The following is a 17,120-nucleotide window of genomic DNA, read 5'->3' on the forward strand; positions in this document are numbered from 1 at the left end:
AAAGTACACTAATCACATATGAAATAACAAGACTGCTTTCATCCATTTTTATAAAACCAAGGAAGGCTCCAAATACATAAACAAATAAAAGTGAAGCCATCGAGCAATTGGAGGTGTTTTTGTTTTCAAAAAAACAATAATCAAAAAATCGCAAAGGAGCCATTGCATCCCCAAAAGGAATGTTTCTATAGCGGCAAAAAATAATGAAGCATGTAATGAAAATTATTAAGCTGAAAGTCATTAAGGTAAAAACGATATATAACATTATTACTTTCTCCCTTCAAAATTATAATTATATATTTCTGAGCCTGCGGAACCATTCATGTCCACGTCTCCTAATGGGGTATTTTTTGAAACCCCAGCCCATCCCAAAGATGGTCCAATACCAAATGATAGTCCAATCCCATCTTTCCCTGCTGATATGCCAACCGTGCCATAACCCAATCCTAGATCGAAAGAGTAGCTTTTATCAGGTGATCCTAATGCACCAGAAAAATATGGTCCAAATGTTAAACCAACGGTTGCACTTCCTTTCACACCAAGAGCCGATGTCATTCCACCGTTAATTGAAAATTGGTTTGGATCAATAGTTGCTTCGGCAAATCCAGCATGTCCTAAACCTCCAGCAGCATCAGTTTTAGCATAAGGTTTAACCTTATAAGTTACCCCCCAAGATGGCCCTTCTCCTATAGCAATACTATCCAGCCCAGCCTGTGTCTGTTCTGCCGTCAGATTATTATCTACAGCATACTGATTCCAGGAAGCTGCCGCCTGACCATAACCCATCATCCCTGAAGGCAGATTAAGATTGTTATTCTCAACCGCATTCTTCCCACCCTGCGCACCGGCAATAATACCCGCCGTATCATCACCCGCAATTCCACCCGCCAGACCCGCGGCCAGCGTACTCAGCGCCACGATTTTCTGCTTCTGCGTTTCATCCAGATCTTCGCGTTTCACACCCGGATAAAGCACCTGGGCGATGAGCTCACCGGTGGCCGCGCCTGCGGCACCCGCTGCGGCGTCACGTCCCTGAAGCTCTGCGATGACACCGCCGACAATGGCGTGGGCGATGGCATTGGCGGCAACGTTATCTTCGCCGACCTGCTTCTTGATTTGCTCCGCCAGATACGGTGCCGCACCGCCTGCCAGTGCGGCTGCCATATCGCCGCCCGCCAGCCCCTGAAGTGCCATCGTCGCTGCGCTGATACCTTGCTGGATGTCACTGCCGGTGCCGTACTGTTTCTGGGTGTCTTTGTACTCTTTTGTCTCCAGCAGCGCTTTACCGCTCAGCTCAGGATGCGCGGCTTTCGAGGCTTCCAGCCCTTTAATCTCGCCAGCCGTCCGTGCAATATCCATTGCCTGACTGCCCACGTCCCCCAGCGCCTGCGCGATTTCCAGCCGCTTCTGCTCTTTCTCCTTTAAAAGCCGGGATCGGTGACTTAATGAGATTATTTATCAGGATCGGTTGGAGGCTTTTTTCGGGCGTTGTATTCGTCTATTTTAGCAAATATCCATGACCCTAACCCTGCCGCAAAACCCGCTACCCCGCTCATTTTGGCTAAATATATAAATCCTGTAATGCTGAAATCAAATCCTTTCATATTAATCAGCATTACAACAACATCAATCACAAGGCCCAAACAAAAGAAGCATAGCCAACAATAAGCTATGGTTAGAACGAGAATAAAAAATGATGGTTTCTTCTTCATTAGTTATTCCTTCTCCATACTATCTTTCATTTTTTTATTGAAATACTCGAAAGTAAATGCACCACCAATATCCCCAATAAAACCAGAAGCATTACCCGCATACGGTGCAATCAAATCAGGCGCATACTTCCCAAAACCCCCACCGAACACAGAGCCTGCAATGGCTCCACCCTGACCAGACAAGCTCGGTCCATCCGTCATAAATGCGCCACCCATATTAATAAGCGTGTTGCCACCGATTTTATAACCCGGAGCAAGATAGCCCGCTCCTGCCGCAACCGCTGCACTGTAATAACTGAACTCACTGCCCGGTGCCATATTCATATACTGGAATGCAGAGTTAGCACCGCCACCAATCACCGCCCCGGTAATGCCTTTTCCTATGGCTATTGTCGGACCAAGGTAAAAAGCACCGGCCATAAATACGCCATCCTGATAACCTTCGACTATCGCTTTGGTGATATTCGCTCCTTCCGGCAAATCTCCTTTCGCTATTTTATCCAGCCCGGCCTGTATCTGTTCGGGCGAGAGATTATTATCTACCGCAAACTGATTCCACGAGCCTGCTGTATCAATATAATCCATCATCCCTGAGGGCAGATTAAAGTGATTGTATTCCGTCGCATTCTTCCCACCCTGTGCCCCAGCAATAATACCCGCCGTATCATCACCTGCAATTCCACCCGCCAGACCCGCGGCCAGCGTACTCAACGCCACGATTTTCTGCTTCTGCGTTTCATCCAGATCTTCGCGTTTTACGCCCGGATAAAGCACCTGGGCGATGAGCTCACCGGTGGCGGCACCTGCCGCTCCGGCTGCGGCATCACGTCCCTGTAGCTCTGCGATCACACCGCCGACAATGGCGTGGGCGATGGCATTGGCGGCAACGTTATCTTCGCCGACCTGTTTCTTAATTTGCTCTGCCAGATACGGTGCGGCGCCGCCTGCCAGTGCCGCTGCCATATCACCGCCTGCCAGCCCCTGAAGTGCCATAGTGGCTGCGCTGATACCTTGCTGGATGTCGCTGCCGGTGCCGTACTGTTTCTGGGTGTCTTTGTATTCTTTAGTCTCCAGCAGAGCTTTGCCGCTCAGCTCAGGATGTGCGGCTTTCGCGGCTTCCAGCCCTTTAATCTCGCCAGCCGTCCGTGCAATATCTGCCGCCTGACTGCCCACGTCGCCCAGCGCCTGCGCGATTTCCAGCCGCTTCTGCTCTTTCTCTTTATCAAAGATAGGGCTGATGCTGCCGTTGGCATGTTCCACGTCGCGGCTTAAATCTGCCACGTCCTGCTGCTGGTTTTCGGTATCGCGGATGGTGATGTTGCCTTCACTGATGGCCGCTTTCGTGGTGCCTGATGCCTCACCTTCACCGCCTGCGCCGACCAGTACGCCATTCGCCATATTGCCGATAAAGTTCTCTGCAATACTGCCACCGGTGCTGATACCTGCGCCCTGATGTTCGGTGCTGTATTCCGCTTTATTGCCGATGTCGCTGAAGCCCAGCGTGCCGGTATCGAGGCTGTTTTTATCAGCCGAACCTGTGCTGGCAATCACCGCGCCATCGAGCTGGGTATGCCCGCCTACCGTGATATCAAAGCCGCCGTCACCGGCATAAATACCGGACTGCTCAACCACCGAGTTATAGTCGCTGTCCATGCCGTCGTGACTGGCACTGATGCTGCCGGAGCCGGTCATGGTGCCGAAGGAGAAGCTGGCACCGCCGCTGATGCTCTTCTGGCTGCTGTCGTAATAGTCGCTGTCCTGCAGGCTGCTGATGGTCAGGTTGCCGCCGATATCCGCCACCACGCTGTTGCCGCTGACCTGCGCACCGGCAATCGTGGTGTCGTCGCCGCTGTTGATGCTGATACGGTTGCCCGCATCGATTGTGGTTTCGTTATGCTGCGTGCCGTTGCCAGACTCGCTGCCTCTGGAGGCGTTACCGCTGGCGGAGATGTTTATCCCGGCACCGTCCTTGCCCATGCCGATGCCCATTCCTATCGCGCCGCCGCTGCTGCTGTTTTCTCCGTCCAGCCACTGCGTGTTCTGTGAGGAAATCAGGTTGATGTCGTCTGCGGCGTTCAGCGCCACGTCCAGCCCGGCTTTAATCTGGCTGCCGATGACCGTGATATCGCCGCCCGTGGCGATTATCGACAGGTTATCGCCCGCCGTCAGCGTGCTGCCCGTGGCCGTATTTTGTCCGCTGTGGGTCTCGGATTTGGATGACTGTGTCCCCAGCGAGGCGCTGATGCCGAAGGCGGTGGAAGCATCGCCGGTGGTGGCCTGCGCCAGTTCCATCGCCTGACCGGTTGATGCGCCGTTCATCACGGCCTGAGCGATTTTCAGCGCGGCGAGCCGGTCGTCACTTTCGTCACTCACCGACTGCGCCGTTGTGACTGCGCTGTTTACGGCACTGCCTGCCGCACCCGAAAGGGCAATCGTCAGCCCGCTCTGTTCCTGCTCGAACGATTCATCGTGAGTGCGCGCATCGCGGCCCGGTTCAATCAGTACGCTGTCGCCACGAATGCTTAAATCCTTTCCGGCGATAATATCTGCGCCACCGATATGCGCCTGACCGCCGGCGTTAATACTGACGTTTCCGCCCGTCGAACCGACGGTGCTGAAGCTTTCGCTCTGGGTGGTGCCTTCATCGTTCATTTCATAGCGTGATTTACTGGTGCCGATGGTGACGCCAATGCCGCCGCCGCTGAACATGCCGCTCTTTTTCTTCTCTTCGAGACGGTAGGTTGAATCGGTGTTGGTCGCCGCCACGATGTCGATATTGTTGCCCGCATTCAGGCTGACATTGCCGTCGCCCACCACCGCAGAGCCTTTCACCCGCAGATCATTTCCGGCGACGAGAGTCACGTTATCGCCGCTGAGCAGCGTGCCTGCCTCGCGGGTTGCACTGTCTTCCTCCACCGTGTGCGTGGTGGTTTTTTTCATGAACCCTTTTTTGGTTTTGGTTTCTTCTTTGAAGTGGTAATCGCTCTCTGTCGCGGTGTCGAGATTGATATCACGGCCTGCGCCGATGCTGATATCGCCGCTGGCAATCACCTGCGCCGCTGCGCTGTTAACGTCGCGTCCGGCGACAATCGTGGTGTTGCCGGAGCTGATGATTTCGGTGCTTTGCTGGCGTACCGATTCATTGATTTCGACTTTTTTCTTCGCTTTGTAGCTGTTGCCGTCGGTGATTTCTTCCGCCATCAGATTCACATCGCGACCAGCCTGCATCGCCACATCGCCTTCTGCGGCCAGCCCTGCGGCATGGCTGTTGATGTCCTGCCCGGCGACCAGTGTCAGATCGTTACCGCTGGTGATCGTCGTGGTTGCGACATCCGTGCTGTGGGTTTCACTTTTGCCCTGGCGGCTGTTTTCACGCGTTCCCGCTGCGTTCAGGTTCAGGTCGTTGCCGGCAATCAGGACCGCGTTTTCACCGGCATTAATCTGGCTGGCTTCAATGGTCACATCATTCCCCGCCTGCATACCCAGACTGCCTCCGGCGGTGATGCTGCTGCCTTCAGACGTCACCGATTCACTGTGTGTGGCGTCTTTACGCCGGAAGCCAGACTGGCTTTCGCTGTCGGTCATTGTGTTGGCCGTGACATGAATATTGCCGTCTGCCAGCATCAGCAGATCGTCTCCTGCTGCCACATTCGAACCGGTGATGTTGATGTCCTGTCCGGCCTTCAGGATCATGTCGTCCTGCGCGATGATCCCCGCCATCGGGCCGCTTTGAGTCTCGCTGAAACTGACAGACTCGCCGCGTCTGCCCGTTCCGCCTGCCTGCCATTGTTCGGTTTGCGTGATGTTATTGATGCTGCCGCCCACGCTTTCGAGCTGGACGGTTTTGCCGCTGATGGTGGAGCCGATGTTATTGATATCGCCCAGGGCGCTAAGCTGCAGACCACCGCCTGCCTGCATCAGACCGGCATTCAGGTTGCTGATGCTGTTCTGGCTGTCGAGGATCAAGTTGTTGCTGGCATTGATGCTGCTGCCGCTATTGGTGATGTTGCCGCCCGTAAGCTGAACGTTGTTGCCGGAAATCACACTGCCGTTATTCACCGTTACGTCTTTGGGTGACAGGTACACTTTCGGCACCATCACCGTCTGACCGTTGATGGTGGCCGATTCCCACCACAAAATACTGCTGTCGAGCGCGGCGATTTGTTCCGCCGTCAGCGCCACGCCGAACGCTAATCCAAGCGACTGCTGCGCACCTGCTGCGTTGTCCATCAGGTATTGCATCTGTTCCAGATCGGAACCCAGGCCGTTGATGTAACGGTTACCGGTCTGGTTGAGCATCACGTTGCTGACGTAGCGCGTGTCGAAGGCCGCATCCCCAAGGAAGCGGTAATCGTATTCCGGGTGCAGGTTGAGTCTGTCGAGGAAGTACGCCGAACCGAGGAATTGATTCTGGTCGGTGTACGCGCTGTTGGTTTCACGCGGTGCGCTCCCCGGCTGCATTCCGGTCAGAGAATACAGTTCACCAAACAGGCTTTGATCCAACTGGCCCAGACCATCAAGTTTCGGGTTAGTGGTGATCAGATACGGGCTGTTCGCGTCGGTTGCAGGCACGAAATAGCCGTTATTCCCCGACGGCAGCGGATACAAGCTGCCACCACCGGTGATGTTCGCCACTGCATCGGTGAGGCTGTCGTACCACTGCGGCGAAGTGATATCCGCGCTATCTGTGTTGGCGAGATCTTGCTGCTGAGCGCCATCAGGCTGGCTAAGCGTGTCGAGGGTCGGAACCGTGAGGGTGTTGCTGGTGCTCCCGGCATTTGCCGTGGTCGTGGTGTTACTGATGTTGCGGGTGAAATTGGCAATGACATTCCCCCCCGCCTGAATGACGGAACGGTAGAGTGTCGAGTCATTGTTTTCAGTTCTGTTTTCACCGTTTGCAACAAAATGAAGAGAGCCTCCTCTGAAATCCACGGAAGGATCTAAAAAATCCGTTTCTGCATAGCTTGTTGGAGTGAAAATTTCATAAGTCTGATAGCGGGTGCGACTACCTGAAATATATGACTCATTTCTCAGCGTTGTTCCGGATAAGTTAATATTTCCATTCGCCAGCACAATACTGGCAATATTCTCCAGAGAATCGGCTGCTAATAGCATATTGCGGCCGGATGAAATCCGTCCGGCTGCACCTTTGCTATCCACGGTGACGGAATAACGTGAAACTGCAAATTCTCTGTCAGGCGTATTGATGTAAGGCGCGGCCACAGCGTAGTCGTGGCAGGTTGGTGAAGCACCATGCCCGGGGCTACCGCCTCCGGAGCACGACTCTCCATAAATATACCCATAGTCGCTCTCTGTAAGCATATCCAGAGGAATATAGGCTTCAGTTGTTGTCAGCCAATCATACTGCTGAGTAAGATCCTCTTCGCCAGAGCTTGTCACTTCCAGTTTTTCCCGCTCATTCAGTAAATGCCCGGTTTTCACCGTAATATCGCCATTTACCGTCTCGATATTCCCGGAAGTATTCACCACCTCGGCGTTGGCATGGCCCGCCATATCACGCTGCATCCACAGGCTGTCACCGGCCAGAATATCGCCGTGGTTATTGCGGATGCTGTTGGCCAGCAGATACATATTGTTGCCTGCATAGAGCAGGGCGGTATTGAGAATGCTGCTGGCGGCATTCAGGGTCAGTGAGCCTGCGGTGCCGACAAAACCGTCCACCGTAATATTGCCACGGCTGTTCAGTGTCACGTCGCCACCGGCCTGTAAGGTGCCGGAGGCGTTCATCGCCATACTGTCAGCGGAAAGGGTGCTGGCGCCGCTGCCGGTGGTGATTTGCCCGTCATTGGTGAGCGCCGCTCCGGCCGTCAGATTCACTGCCTGACCTTGCATCACGCTCTGATTCGTTATCGCGCCATTGCTGGTGATATCCAGCACGTTACCTGCTGCCAGCACATTTTTAGCGGTGAAGGCAGCGGTGAGTTTCAGGGTCAAATTACCCAGCGCGACCACCTGACCAAGCTGATCAAAAACGCCGCTGGTCAGCAGAAGATTGCCGCCGCTGTAAAGTTTGCCAGTGGTTCGGTGTTCAATCTGGTCAGCATGAATCGTCAGATTCGAGGTGCCAAACAGGGTTCCCGTGTTATCAAGGGAATTGGCATTCAGCAGCAGGGACGTGGCCTGTAGCCAGTTGTTGTTGGTCAGCTTCGCCGTGTGAAGCGTGAGTTCGCCGCCGGAAAGTATTCTGCCGTCGTTGCGGGCGGATGCTGAGGCATCAATCTTTGTTGTCCCGCCACCCTGAATCAAACCGTCATTCTCAAGCTTTGCCATGGCGAGGTTCAGGGTGTTCTGACTCAGCACGCTACCCGTCGCGCGGTTGGTCAGATTGCCGCTCAGGGTGAGGTCAGCGTTCGCCTGAATACGCCCGCTGTTGCCGACAGCATGGCTTGTCAGCGCAATATCGGCCCCCTGAATTTGCCCGGCATTATTGACGGTCTCCGCGCTCAGCTCCAGAGTTCCGCCCGTTAACAGCGTTTTGTCCTGCTGCTGGGTAAATGCGCCGGTCAGTGCCACAACCAGCCCGTTGACGCCGCTGATGTCGCCATTGTTATTCAGCGACGCGCCGTGAATCACCAGATTACTGGCGAGCCACTGGCCGTCGTTGGTCAGGTTTAGCGCCTGCAACGCCGCGTTGCCATTGGCGATAATTTTGCTGCCGGCAGCGGAGGTCAGGTCACCGGTCAGTTTTAGCGTCAGCGCATCGGCGCTCTGCAATGTGCCCCGGTTCACCAGCTGGTGCGCATCCAGCACAATGTTCTGTCCCTGCCAGATGCCGTTATTGGTGATGTTTTCGCTGCGGATCGCTAACGCGCCGCCACTCAATAACTGCCCGTCATTAAGGAGTTCATGTCCGGCAAGCTGCAACAATTGCAAGCCAACCGCCGTGCCGGAGTTCGCGACGGAGATCAGATTCATCAGCAGATTATTGCCCTGCAACGCGCCACGGTTATCCAGCATATCGCCCGTCAGGGTGAGGTCTGTATTGCTCAGCAGCGAGCCACGGTTCGTGATGCTTTGCGCGGTCAGGGTGGTGTTGCCCTCGCTTAAAATGTCGCCGCTGTTATCCAGTGTACGGGCGAGCGAGACATCCACATCGCCGGTTCCCAGCAGGGAACCGCTGTGCATCCAGTCGCGGGCAGAGATAACAACATGTTGCCCCTGCAACGTACCTGCCGTATTGAGTAAACCCGCATTCAGGGTCAGATCGCCTGCGGTCAGCGTGCGGCTGGTGTTACCCGTGCGCAATTCCTCCGCCGTCAGAGTCAGCGCAGAGGTTCCTTGCCACAGGCCCTCGTTACTGAGGGTTTTTGACGTCAGAGACAGGTTATCCCCCATGATCTGCCCGGTGTTGAGAAGGGCGTTTGCGCTGACGTCCAGAGACCCCTGACTTAAAAACAAGCCTTCACTCAGGTTATTAAATTGTCCGCTGCTGACTGTCAGGTTCGCCGCTGTGGTTACGCCGCCGTGAACCAGACTTTGTGCCGTAAGCGTCAGGGCGTCCTGTGCCGCCTGCGTCCCGTAAAGCGTCGCATCCGTCGCTGTCAGCGTCATTGACCCATCGGACTGAAGCCGGGCATCGCGCTGGCTGGTCAGACTCTCTGCCTGCACGGCAAGGTCACCATGAGCAATAACGTCGCCACCCAGATTTGCCTCATGGGTTTTCAGGGAAACATCGCCCAGACTGGTCGACAGTGACCCTTTCGTCGCGGTCAGTGAGCGTCCGCTTATCGCCAGTGATTTTTTGCCGGACAACGTTCCGCTCTGCCGGGTATCTTCCGCAGACACGACCAGCGCCTCATCTGAGAGGATTTCTCCTCCCGCTGCGTTGCTCAGGGTTTTTGTGGCGGTGATCGAAGTGGTGCTTTTGGCGGCGATTTTACCGCTGTTGGACAGGGAACCGCTGCTGATGGCAGCGCTGTGACCGGCTATCAGCTGGCCCTGATTGGTCGCGGTTCCTGTGACGCGCGCGGAGATATCACGGGCCGTATTGACGCTGCTTCGGCTGTCCTGCGTGAAATCCTGCGCGGTGAGACTGAGGTTGTTTCCGGTGGTTAAACGGGTGTTATTGATGGCCAGTTTGCCCTCGCTGTTCAGGACAATATTGTTATCGCTGGCAAAGGTCCCGTTGCTGAGAGTCATGTCGTGCCCGCTGACAGTCATATTGCCACTGGCTTTATGTTCCCCGCTCAGCGTCACGCTTTCCCCTTTGGCATTCAGACTGCCACGGGCAAGGCTGTTTTTTACCGTGAGTTTGCCGTTAGCCTCCAGAGTGATATCGCCCTGACGGGCATCCAGATTGCCGAGGTTGACGCCCACGCCTTTATCACTGGACACCAGATGAATACGATTGGCGTACATGCCGCCGAGCGCACCGGTATCCACCGCCACGACCGGTGCCGCGCCTTCACCTTTTATCGCGGTCACACGGCCCTTTTTATCCACACGGTTAGCGCCCGCGATAACGTTCAGCGCATTAGCATGAATTTCAGCGTTCACTTCGGTCGCCCGCGAGATGATTGACAGCGCATCCGTCTGACTGGCATTCAGCCCCTGGCCTTCAAGGGTGATGGCCCCTTTTTTCACCTCAAGGGATTGCACGTTGCCACTGGCATCGAATACCGGTTTACCGGTGGTGAGCGTGACATTCGGCGTGTTGATAAATCCGCAGCCGTTACAGGTAATGCCGTAAGGGTTGGCGACCATCACGTTTGCCGCTTTTCCGGCCACTTCGGTGTAGCCGTTCAGTTGTGAGCGGTTCGCGCCCGTTACTTCATTAATGATGCCGCGCGCTTCATGGCCTGCTTTCAGATTCGTGTTGTTCTGAATCAGCCCGCCTAACTGTGTCTGGTTTAGCTGACCGGTGGCATTGTTGAGGATCAGCCCCTCTTTGCCGACGTTGTAATTCTGAAACTGGTTATGGGAAATTCCCGCCCCGTTAGGGGTGGCGATATTCACCACCGGCACACCGTTTCCGGCTTTATCGATGCCGGTGGCAGCATTCGCCGGGGTCGGTGCGGCAAACGCCGGGAAAACCGGTTGTCCTGCCAGCAAGCCGCAGATCAGGTAACTCAACAGGTTTTGCGCAAAACACGTTGGTTTTTGATGATTATCCATAATCGTTTTCCCTTAAATAACAAACGCGATGCGGTAATAAATAGTGAGATGATCAGGCGCGAGCCAGTCGGGATATTTCACCGGTGTGCCGACGGTCAGCTGGCTGGAGTAATAACGATTTGCCGCGGAAAGTCCGGCGGCGGCGCCCCACAACGTGCCGGAAGCCCAGGGGTCTTTGGGATCTTTTTGCAGCCAGCCGCCGTCGAGGGCAACCACGCTGCTGACCTGGCCGATAAGCGGTAGCGTGAACAGTGTGTAGTTCAGCTCGTTACGCCAGTAACCGCCTTTATCGCCGGAGAGATATTGTTCTTTGAAGCCGCGTACCGAGCTTTCGCCGCCGAGGGTCAGGCGTTCGCTGCCGTACAGGCGGTCCGGCGACCACTGACCGTAGAAGCTGGTCAGCCATCCTAAATGGTTCGCGACGGGCAACTGGAAGCTGCCATTCAGGTTCCATTTTTTAAAACCCGCTTTCGGCATATCGTCATGTTTACCGCTGTCGTCTTCCGCACCGAGCCAGGACACGCCGTGGCTGAATGTCGGGTTTAACGTTGCGACACCGCCGAAGATTTTTTGCGTGTGGTTCAGGCCAAACAGCAGGCTGGAAAGTTTGCGGCTGCTGCTGTCGAGCAGCACGTCATTGAGGTAGTTATTGCTGATTTGATGTGTCAGCCCGACGGAGGCACCGGTTTTGATATCACCATCGCGGAATAACACACGTGAGGCGGTAAAACGGTGGCTGATGCTGTCACCGGTCGATGCCCAGCCAAAGCCATTGTTGTCAATCGTGCTGAGGTAGTTGCTCCAGCTATAGCTGTAATCAAACAGGTTATAACCGTAGGGAATGCTCAGCCCGGCCTGAACATTTTGTGCGTCATGCGAGGTAGCCCCGTCGCTGCTGCGCCCGCCGCTGATGAACCATTTATCCGCAATACCCAGCACATTATTGGCTGTCAGTGAGCCACCAAATTGCCCTGTACCGGTACTTTTCTGCCCGCTGTTATCAAAGTTAAGTGAGAAACTGAGGGGGAACTCCGGTGTGGCGGTGAGATTAACAATGGAATAGCCTGATTCCTTGCCCGGAAGAATGTCTATTTGCACCGGCTCATTGCGCAACCGGTTGATTTGCTCCATACCCTGTTCGATGTCACGCAGGTTAAGAATGCCGCCTTCCAGCCCCGGAAAAGCCATGGTGAGCTGCGAAGATGAACCGCCTTCGAGGGTGATTTTCTCAAGACGTCCCTCCAGCACCGAAATATGTAATTCCCCCTGAGATAAATCTTGCTCAGAGATAAATGCGCGGCTGGTTATATATCCCTGATGAATATACCAGTCAGAGATTTGACGGGTTATTTCTGCGATGCTGTTCATCCCAACACATTGGTTAAGATGATATTGCGTGATCTCGTGTTGTTTTTTATCTGATAGCAGTGTTGTGTTATTTATATATATTTTATGAATGTTAAAGCAAGGGCCATTATCTTTTTCTGAATGAGAGTCGTCGACGGGGCGGGGAGAGAAACTACGTTGAAGATCATCACGTTGTTGCTGGCTCTGCCTTAAAATATCTTGTTGTTCCTGACGGATCAGGCCCCGGTCAGCCGGGCTCAGGGGCGCAGCCATTGCAGACAGGGCGACCCCGGAGACAACAATAGATAATAAGCATTTAAAAATATAATGTTTACACAACACAAAATTCATTCCATGAATAATTTAAAAGTAATATTTTGACATGATTTCCAATATGATGTTATGGACTCATAAATAAATCAAATACTATAATTATATTAATAATGAAATAAACTTAATTCACCTCCGTGTTGGTGAGTTAATGAATGATTTTTATCTGTAAATTATCCGATTCTGTTATAGGTGGGTGACGGCAATACCGGGAGGCGGAATTGCCGAAATAAGTTAATTGCTGCACTCACTCCGCCAGTCCGAGATGCGCCCATAATGCGTCGAGCGGCATCGTCGCCAGCGCGATACATTCATCGGCCGCGCCGTAGTAAATCTTCAGCACGTCCTGTTCCACCAGCGCGCCGCAGGTAAAGACCACGTTGCCGAAAAATCCTTCTCTCTCGTAAATCGCTTCCGGCTGTAACAGCGGTTCGGCGGATTTGGCGAGGATGTTGAAGGGATTATTCAGGTCGAGCAGCATCGCCCCCAGACAATAGCGCTGGTCTTTATCCACGCCATGATAAATTTGCAGCCAGCCGCGCGGTGTGCGGATTAACGGTGCACCGCCGCCGAGTTTCAGCGCATCCCATTCGCCGGAGGCACTGCCCAGCAAATGCTGATGGTTGCCCCAGTGCAGCATGTCCGGCGATTCACAAATCCAGATATCGGGTTTGCCAAAATGCTTAGGCGAAGGACGGGTCAGCGCCAGATAGCGGCCCTGAATTTTCTCCGGGAAGAAGCAGACATCGCGGTTATCCGGGCAGAAAATGACGCCCTGTTTGGTCACGGTGACAAAATCGGTGGTGGTCGCCAGCGCGGTGGAAATCCCGTACGGTGAAATCGCAGAATAATTGATGTAGTAAATACCGTCGATCAGGGTGATACGCGGATCTTCGCAGCCAAACTGCTCGTATTGCGTATCTGCCGTCAGGAACGGCTGGTCATCCACCACGAAATCTTCACCGTTCTGGCTGCGGGCTAACCGCAGGTGCGACATGGAGGTAAGAAACACCTGTGACGGATCGGCTTTCAGCACAATCATGCGTGGATCGCTGAAATCATACGTCGGGTCATCGCGCTGAAACCGTTTGGTCCCTGCCTGCCAGCCGCCATTCACCGGCAATAACAGTGGCACCTCCAGACAATTTTCCTCTGCGGATTTCACGCTTTCTGCCACGCGCAACAGCAGCAGGGTTTCCCCCTGATACGAGCACACGCCGGCATTAAAGACGCACTCCACTTTCCAGCCCGGCTGGGAAGGCGTCACGTCGGCAGGCGTTAACAGCGGGTTTTTCTCACTTCTGTGCATTTTCATGGCGTACCTTTTTGATAAGAATGTGATTTTTGTTCAGCACCGGTGTGTCCGCGCCGAATAAGACAGTGTTGCCATCGCCGTAACCTACGTTGACGACAGGGGGACCGAAATTGATCATCACTTCCAGACATTCCCCGCCGAGCTGGCGGCGGAATATCAGGCATTGCTGAAACAAGGTGAGGTACGGATAACTGCCCTGCTGAAGGGCCGGATGGCTATTTCTGATGTGGATCAGCTGCTTATACCGCGACAATATTGATTGTGAGCACTTACTCTCATTTTCAACACTCAGCGGTTCCGTTCCTTCACCGGCCGGTGCCCAGGGGATCAGCGAACGCGAGGCATCACGGCAAAATGGCAATGCATAAGTGAGTGCTTGCTTATCGTTCATGCCTTGTGAAATGGCGTTGTGATAGTGGGTGATGCCCTGAACATCCCGCATCTGCTGCACATTCTCAGGAATAAAATCGGTCATGCCGATTTCTTCTCCCTGAAAAATAAAAGGCAGACCCCGCGCTGTCATTTGCAGCGCAAACACGGCTACCGCGCGGCCGGTGTCACGGGGCGATTCACCAAAGCGGCTGATCATGCGGGACATATCGTGACTGGAGAAAAACAGGGTCGGTAAACCTGACATAGTGGCTTCCATTGCCTGCATTTCGGCGAAAATGGCTGCAATGTCGAACGTTTTCTGACTGCCCAGATTAAAATTGAACACCACGTCCAGCCGTTCCTTGTCCTGATAAGGCACCAGCAGAGGCAGCGATTCACTGCCGACTTCGCCAATCAGTAAGAAATCGCCTTGTGAACGGATGTGCCGGCATAACCGTTTCACCACTTCCAGCACGCCGGGCTGATTGATGTCTTTCTCATGCGGCGGCTCAGCGCCTGCTTCGGCTGGCGGGTGATCGTCGCCAATGCCGTCGGTGGTCAGAAAATTAATGACGTCAAAACGGAAGCCGTCCACGCCGCGGGCAATCCAGAAATCGAAAATCTTTTTCGTTTCCTGTTCGACGGCCGGATTCGACCAGTTCAGGCACACCTGCTGCGGGGAAAATTTATGGTAATAATGCGTCGTGCCATCCGGTGTCAGAGACCATGCCGGACCGCCGAAAAAGGACGTCCAGTTGTTGATTTCCTGACGAAAGAAGAAAAAATCACGATACGGGCTGTCGGGTTGGTCAAGGGCCTGCTGAAACCACGGATGCTGGTCTGAAACGTGGTTAATCACGACGTCTGTCACCACCAGAATATCGCGCGCATGGCACGCGGCGATCAGGGCATCGAAAGTGTCCAGCGTGCCAAAACGCGGATCTACCGCGCAGTGATCGCTGATGTCATAGCCGTTATCCACCAGCGGCGAAGGATAAAACGGCGTGATCCAGATACCGCCAATGCCCAGCCCGGCCAGATAATCCAGTTTCGAAATCAGCCCCTTAAAATCCCCCAGACCGTCGTCATTCCCGTCGCAGAAAGAGGGCAGGTACACCTGATAAAAGACCCGTTCAGGCCATGTTTTCTGACAGTTCATCATTCGCATCCTGCTATTTGAGTGAAAGTGACATCCCTTGCAGAAAATGTTTTCTGAACAGAATGAAAAGTATCAGGATCGGCAGGGTCTGTACGACGGAGCCTGCCAGCACCGGGCCGACATAAATGCTGTAGGATTTACTGAACGTCGCCAGCAGCACGGAAAGCGGCATTTTGCTGGCGTCCTGAATGACGATCAGGGGCCACAGGAAATTGTCCCAGGCGCTGGTGAAGGTAAACAAGGCGACGATGGCGAGAATGGATTTATTCAGCGGCAGCATGACGTGAAGCAGAATTTTCACCAGACCGGCGTGGTCGAGCCGGGCGGCATGAATATAATCGTTCGGCGTACCTTTGAAACTTTGGGAGATCATAAATATCCCCCAGCCGTTCATCACAAAGGGCAAAATTAATGCCCCGTAGGAATTCATCAGGCCGAGTTCACGGATCAGCACGAAATGCGGAATAATAAACATGAAGGCCGGAAATACCATTTGCAGGATCAGCAGGTTTTTAAAAATATCCCGCCCTTTGAATTCCATTTTCGCCAGTGCATAGCCAATGAAAGACGACGTGAGGGTGACGCAGACCGTGATCGTCAGGGTAATAAATATTGAATTGAATAATGTGCGCAGAAAAGGTTTTTCCGCTTTTCCTGAACCGTCAAATAAAAAGACATAGTTATCGAAAGACAGATGGCCGGAGAAAAGGCCGGTGGTATATATTTCCGATGTCTTTTTCAGTGACCCCATGAACATCCAGATATAGGGATATAACCAGGTCAGTGCCAGCGTGAACATCAGCAGATGGATCACGAGGGAGGAAAACCCGAATTTTTTGCGTGTTCCCGGCGCAGAAAGTGACGTGGATGGCTTCATCATACAACCTCGATTTTCTTTTCAAGACACCGGCGGACAATCCAGATCAGTGAGAAACTGAACAGGGCGACGATGATAGACATCGTGGCCGCCCAGCTCGGCTGCATCTGCCTGAACGCGGCTTCATACATCACCACCATCGGCGTGGTGGTGCTCTCCAGCGGCCCGCCGCCGGTGATCAGATACGGCTCGGTGAAAATGGCAAAGGCGACGGTAAGGGCCAGCACCAGCACCATGACGATTTGCGCATTCATCATCGGTAAGGTGACGTGCCAGATTTTCCCCGCGCGCGAGGTCCGGTCGAGTTCTGCTGCGTCGTAAATATCTTTCGGGATGGTGATCAAACCGGAATAAAAAATAAGCCCGTAATAACCGACAAATTTCCAGGTGATAATCAGCGCAACAGATAACATCGCCACATCAGGATGCGTAAACCAGGGAACCGAGATCCCGAACCATTGCATCAGAAACGTATTCACCGGGCCGGTCTCACTGAATAACTTCGAAAAAACGATGGAATACGCCACGCCCGATGACACATTGGCCAGTAAAAAACTCAGTGCGACAAACGCCTTGCCGTATTTTATCCGTTGTAATCCAAAGGCGAACAATAATGAAGAAATCAGCACGATCGGCAGATAATAAAGCAAAAATTTAAATACGTTATAAATCGACGTCCAGAATAAAGGATTCTGCATCACCGCCAGAATATTTTTCACACCATTGAAGGAAGGAACACCAATAAATTTCCAGTCTGTAAAGCTTAATATAAATAGCCAGATAAAAGGATAGAGCCAGAATATCAGGGAATATCCCAGATAAGTGGAGGCCAGAAGGCCTCCGGTGGTGGAATCTTTCAGTTTTATCATCGGT

At 53.5% G+C, this 17,120-nt stretch carries 9 protein-coding genes; all 9 read right to left on the reverse strand.

Going from position 1 to position 17,120, the window contains the following annotated elements; translation table 11 throughout:
• On the reverse strand, positions 1-265 hold a 265-nt coding region (locus EYY67_RS24610; RefSeq protein WP_207391096.1), incomplete at its 3' end, for a hypothetical protein.
• 2 nt (positions 266-267) lie between these two features.
• A complete protein-coding gene (locus tag EYY67_RS18135) occupies positions 268-1,374 on the reverse strand; it encodes a polymorphic toxin type 25 domain-containing protein (protein WP_131694056.1) in 1,107 nt (368 codons plus the stop codon).
• Positions 1,375-1,451: 77 nt separating this feature from the next.
• Positions 1,452-1,712, reverse strand: a complete 261-nt coding sequence (locus tag EYY67_RS18140) for a hypothetical protein (RefSeq protein ID WP_113878393.1) — start codon at positions 1,710-1,712, stop codon at positions 1,452-1,454.
• Between the two features lie 3 nt (positions 1,713-1,715).
• Complete coding sequence (locus EYY67_RS18145; RefSeq protein ID WP_131694057.1) at positions 1,716-10,847, reverse strand: hemagglutinin repeat-containing protein; 9,132 nt, start codon at positions 10,845-10,847, stop codon at positions 1,716-1,718.
• Positions 10,848-10,859: 12 nt separating this feature from the next.
• Entirely contained in the window at positions 10,860-12,467 is a 1,608-nt protein-coding gene (locus EYY67_RS18150; RefSeq protein ID WP_242675612.1) for a ShlB/FhaC/HecB family hemolysin secretion/activation protein, read from the reverse strand.
• A gap of 304 nt (positions 12,468-12,771) precedes the next feature.
• Positions 12,772-13,833 carry a glycoside hydrolase family 130 protein gene (locus EYY67_RS18155; protein WP_119823011.1) on the reverse strand — a complete coding sequence of 354 codons (1,062 nt, stop codon included), beginning with the start codon at positions 13,831-13,833 and terminating at the stop codon, positions 12,772-12,774.
• Entirely contained in the window at positions 13,820-15,370 is a 1,551-nt protein-coding gene (locus EYY67_RS18160) for an alpha-amylase family glycosyl hydrolase (RefSeq protein WP_131694090.1), read from the reverse strand. The genes EYY67_RS18155 and EYY67_RS18160 overlap by 14 nt, the downstream gene beginning before the upstream one ends.
• Positions 15,371-15,383: 13 nt before the next feature.
• A complete protein-coding gene (locus EYY67_RS18165) occupies positions 15,384-16,247 on the reverse strand; it encodes a carbohydrate ABC transporter permease (protein WP_165497976.1) in 864 nt (287 codons plus the stop codon).
• Complete coding sequence (locus EYY67_RS18170) at positions 16,247-17,116, reverse strand: carbohydrate ABC transporter permease (RefSeq protein ID WP_095924218.1); 870 nt, start codon at positions 17,114-17,116, stop codon at positions 16,247-16,249. Before EYY67_RS18170 ends, EYY67_RS18165 begins: the two co-directional genes overlap by 1 nt.
• Between the last annotated feature and the right edge of the window lie 4 nt (positions 17,117-17,120).

It is taken from the genome of Rahnella victoriana (assembly GCF_004330295.1).
GTDB classification, from domain to species: Bacteria; Pseudomonadota; Gammaproteobacteria; order Enterobacterales; family Enterobacteriaceae; genus Rahnella; species Rahnella victoriana.